This window comes from Pseudomonas sp. ITEM 17296 (assembly GCF_028895205.1).
Lineage (GTDB): Bacteria > Pseudomonadota > Gammaproteobacteria > Pseudomonadales > Pseudomonadaceae > Aquipseudomonas > Aquipseudomonas kermanshahensis.
Window position 1 is genome coordinate 1 of the sequence record NZ_WJRS01000076.1, and the last position, 934, is coordinate 934.

The 934-nt window shown below is 60.2% G+C and carries 1 protein-coding gene; it reads right to left on the minus strand.

Annotated elements, in window-relative coordinates; translation table 11 throughout:
* Nucleotides 1-934 (minus strand): immunoglobulin-like domain-containing protein (locus GIB19_RS28110; protein WP_274888856.1); only part of this gene is annotated, 934 nt, incomplete at both ends.

The window sequence follows — 934 nt, forward strand, 5'->3', positions numbered from 1 at the left end:
ATCGGCGGTGATGGTGACCTTGACCAGATCGCCTTCGTTGCCAGCGCCTGGAGTACCCGAGCCCGGCTCATCAGTGACAGCGGTGCTGACCGGGGTTTTGTCCAGAACCAGGTTCTCGAACTTGCCAACATCGGCGCCATCAACCGAAGCGATCGATTTGATCACTGCGTCGTTGGTACCGACGTAGACGTTGTCCGGGGCAGTCACGGTGGTGAAACCGGTAGTGCTGTTGGCCGGAACCGTGATGACAGTGGTGCCGTCGCTCAGGGTGAAGGTCAGTGCCGAGTGCTTGTCGATCGGCAGACCGTCTTTGTTGGTCAGGGTGATGGTGTAGGTGATCGCACCGCCTTCGGTAACCGAAGGCGTCGCGGTCAGCTTGGCCACCACGTCGTCGGTGGTGTCGGTGACTTTGACCGAGGCCGCATCGCCCAACTGCAGGTTCTCGAAGGCACGGCCGTCGATGTCTGCTGCCGACTTCACGCCCAACTCGATTTCACCGGCGTCTTTGTAGACGTCATCGCCCTGCGCTTCGTGGGTGTACGGCGCGCTGGTTTCACCCGCTTTGATGGTGACGGTGGCGTTGTTGCTCAGCGTCACGACCAGGTCGTGAGCCAGAGCAGTGTTGATATGAACCGTGAAGGTCGGCTTCACGTTCTCAGCAACCGAAACCTGATCGGCGGTGATGGTGACCTTGACCAGATCCCCTTCGTTGCCAGCGCCTGGAGTACCCGAGCCTGGTTCGTCAGTAACAGCGGTGCTGACCGGGGTCTTGTCCAGAACCAGGTTCTCGAACTTGCCGACATCCGCGCCATCAACAGAAGCGATCGATTTGATCACTGGATCGTTGGCACCGGTGTAGACGTTGTCCGGGGCAGTCACGGTGGTGAAACCGGTAGTGCTGTTGGCCGGCACGGTGATGACGGTGGTGCCGTCG